This is a genomic window from Pseudomonas sp. MF08875, from assembly GCF_059862525.1.
The window spans coordinates 1-2,591 of record NZ_JCBCUW010000107.1; the positions used below are offsets into that span (position 1 = coordinate 1).

General features: G+C 58.8%; 4 protein-coding genes. 3 read left to right on the plus strand and 1 reads right to left on the minus strand.

The window, feature by feature from the left end; all coding sequences use genetic code 11:
• Positions 1-268 precede the first annotated feature (268 nt).
• Positions 269-457 (plus strand): PFL_1563 family small protein, encoded by a 189-nt coding sequence (locus AC19YT_RS28075; protein WP_176465044.1) that lies wholly within the window; start codon positions 269-271, stop codon positions 455-457.
• Between the two features lie 175 nt (positions 458-632).
• A complete protein-coding gene (locus AC19YT_RS28080) occupies positions 633-1,502 on the plus strand; it encodes a DUF6279 family lipoprotein (RefSeq protein WP_500596924.1) in 870 nt (289 codons plus the stop codon).
• On the opposite strand, the gene AC19YT_RS28085 is transcribed toward AC19YT_RS28080, so the two are convergent.
• The gene (locus tag AC19YT_RS28085) at positions 1,503-1,895 is read right to left on the minus strand and encodes a transcriptional regulator (protein ID WP_095107347.1); all 393 of its coding nucleotides are present in this window, start codon (positions 1,893-1,895) and stop codon (positions 1,503-1,505) included.
• A 164-nt stretch (positions 1,896-2,059) separates the two neighbouring features.
• On the opposite strand from AC19YT_RS28085, the gene AC19YT_RS28090 reads away from it, so the two are divergent.
• The gene (locus AC19YT_RS28090; protein ID WP_500596923.1) at positions 2,060-2,335 is read left to right on the plus strand and encodes a hypothetical protein; all 276 of its coding nucleotides are present in this window, start codon (positions 2,060-2,062) and stop codon (positions 2,333-2,335) included.
• Positions 2,336-2,591: the final 256 nt, after the last annotated feature.

Below are 2,591 nucleotides of genomic sequence, written 5' to 3' on the forward strand. Positions count from 1 at the left end.
AGTCAGCTGCCGGTAATGCGTAGTCATCTGCGCTTGAATCCTTCGGTGTGAGAGCCTGGATTCTACCGGTGGCTGGCTCTCTGCCTCTCGTTTCAAGCGTTGCGCTTATTCTATGAATTCAGGAGTGAAAACAACCGCTTAGGGCGTTATTTGAATGCGCGGGTTTTAATTTCCCAACGATGAGTTAATTCATTTCAGCAGATATTTACCAAGCAATTGTCAAGTATTTCCTGTACGATGCCTGGCCAAGTTAATTTTCTACAGGTTAATGGCCGCCATGCGCGTAAAAGCATCCAATAGCAAATCAAAGCCAGCTCCAGCCGTTGAAACCAGCGATTCGATCAACGAGCAGATTGCTGCTTTCCTGAAGTCCGGCGGTGAAATCCAGCAAATCGCCAAAGGCGTCAGTGGCCAGACCTTCGGCCCGTCCAAGCAAATTACCCTTGGCAAAAAGTAACACCCCGCGCAGCAATCCCTGGTCCCTAAGCGCTTCGAGCCTCGAAGCGCCAGGGCTAGAGCCCCGCCTCCCCCATCACCCGTAAAAATCCTGCCCCAGCGCCTGAACCACACTGAACTGCCAGCACCCTTGCGGGTTCAGATGAGGGTCTATGACTGCCTGCCAGGACTTGCCCATGCCCCGCTGGTTCAACGCCATCACCCTGCTCTTGGCCCTCGGCCTGACCCTCGCCGGGTGCAGCCGCGTCGGGCTGGCCTACCGCAACCTTGATGTGATCGTGCCGTGGACGCTCAGCGACTACCTGGACATGAACCGCCCCCAAAAAGATTGGTTCGACCAACGTCTCAAGGAGCACCTGAGCTGGCATTGCAGCACCCAATTGCCTGCCTACCTGGACTGGCTCGACCGTGTCGAGGCCATGGTCAAGACCGACCAGGTCAGCGATCAGGCCCTGCAAGCCCGAGCCGCAGAAGCCAAGCAAGCCATCAGCCAAACCGCCCGGGCCATTACCCCCTCGGCCGTGGAGCTGCTGCAAGGGCTGAGCGAGCGGCAAGTGGCCGAGATGAACGCGGCCTTCGCCAAGGACCTGCGCGAACGCCAGGCCAAATACGTCGAACCACCGTTGGAGCAGCAAATCCGCGAGCGCGCCGAGCGCATGGCCAAGCGCCTGGCCACTTGGCTCGGCCCCCTCAGCCCCGGCCAGCGGCAACGGGTACAGGCTTGGTCTGCCAGCCTGGGCGAGCAAAACCGCGAATGGATCGCCAACCGCGCCCAATGGCAAGGCGAGTTCAGCACCGCAGTGGCCCAGCGTCATGCCGCCGACTTCCCACAACGCATCGAGCAATTGCTGGTGGAACGCGAGCAGTTGTGGAGCCCCGCCTATCGCCAGGCCTTCGAGCGGACCGAGCAAGCGGCCCGCAGCCTGATCGTTGACCTCATGGCCCAAAGCACTGAGGCCCAGCGTTCACGCCTGCTGAAAAAACTCGACGGCGTGCGCCAGGACCTCACTTCACTGCAATGCCTGCAAACCGTGCGCCCCGGTTAATCAGGCGTTCTGCGCCCTGGACGCCAGGCTGTCGAAGGTCGCGGTGTCGAGGGCGTCGGCCTGTTGGTCCAACAGTTCGCGGGGGTGGTCGTTGCCGGGAATGCTGCTGTCGATCATCGCCAGCAAGCTGGAACCGCGAGGTGTCAGCACAAAATTTTCGCCATTTCCGCCCTCTTCCTCGGGGCGCGGTGCGATGAAACCACGGTCGAGCAGGAGCTTTTCGTACTCGGTGGCGGTGGTTTTCAGGTGGTCGAGGTTCTCCACCTGCTCACCTTCCGCCGCTTTGGCCGCTGCGTGCTCTTCGGCATAGGGCCGTGGGGTGAAGCTGTGGTCGGCGCCGTTCTGAACTTCGTGGAGCAGGCGTTCGATCAGTTCCCAGTTGTAAGTAGTCATCCTGAATCCTCCGGTAGGCATAAGAAAAAGATGCCTTTCAAAGGGTGTGACCTGCCTGTTCCGCAGCCGTTCAGCCGGGTTGATGAGCGCAATTTCACTGAACTTTTGCCCAAGCGCCAGCCTCAACCGGGCGTAGTGCACCCGCAAACCTGGAGGTCTGCATCATGAATACCCTGTTGAAATTGACGGTCGCCGCCGCCCTGTTCACCGCCCTGCCCGCCTGGGCCTGCACCCCCGAAGAGGCCGAAGCCAAACGCAAGGAAGTGGCCGAGAAGGTCACCCAGATCACCGAGCAGAACCCGGCCAAAGCCAAGGAGATCAACGACGAGTTGCAGCAAATGGACCTGACCACCGCCAGCAAGGATTTGCCGGACAAATGCCAGTTGATCGACAAACGCCTTCAAGAGCTGAACAAGGCCGAGGCCAAGGCAGATAGTTGAGGCCATAAAAAACCGGCCAAGGGGCTAATGCCAGTCAGTCAAACCCTCCCGCTTGACCTATGGCCGCAAAAAATCAAAATCCGATGCCTGCACTGGCATCGGACTTTTTTCGTCTCGCTCCGACGAAATCGTCAATCCAATGGGCTTTTAGCATTCATTCCTATGCTGATTCGCCCAAAAGCCTGCCCTTATCCGGTTTGGGGGCCACTTAGCCTCACTCAAGGAACAAGAAGCAGCCGTCCTGAAAAAAGGATTT

What these genes read in the sequence shown, in the direction of transcription:
- AC19YT_RS28075 (WP_176465044.1), top strand. Translation starts at nt 269, where the DNA reads ATGGCCGCCATGCGCGTAAAAGCATCCAATAGCAAATCAAAGCCAGCT.
- AC19YT_RS28080 (WP_500596924.1), top strand. Translation starts at nt 633, where the DNA reads ATGCCCCGCTGGTTCAACGCCATCACCCTGCTCTTGGCCCTCGGCCTG.
- AC19YT_RS28085 (WP_095107347.1), bottom strand. Translation starts at nt 1,895, where the DNA reads ATGACTACTTACAACTGGGAACTGATCGAACGCCTGCTCCACGAAGTT.
- AC19YT_RS28090 (WP_500596923.1), top strand. Translation starts at nt 2,060, where the DNA reads ATGAATACCCTGTTGAAATTGACGGTCGCCGCCGCCCTGTTCACCGCC.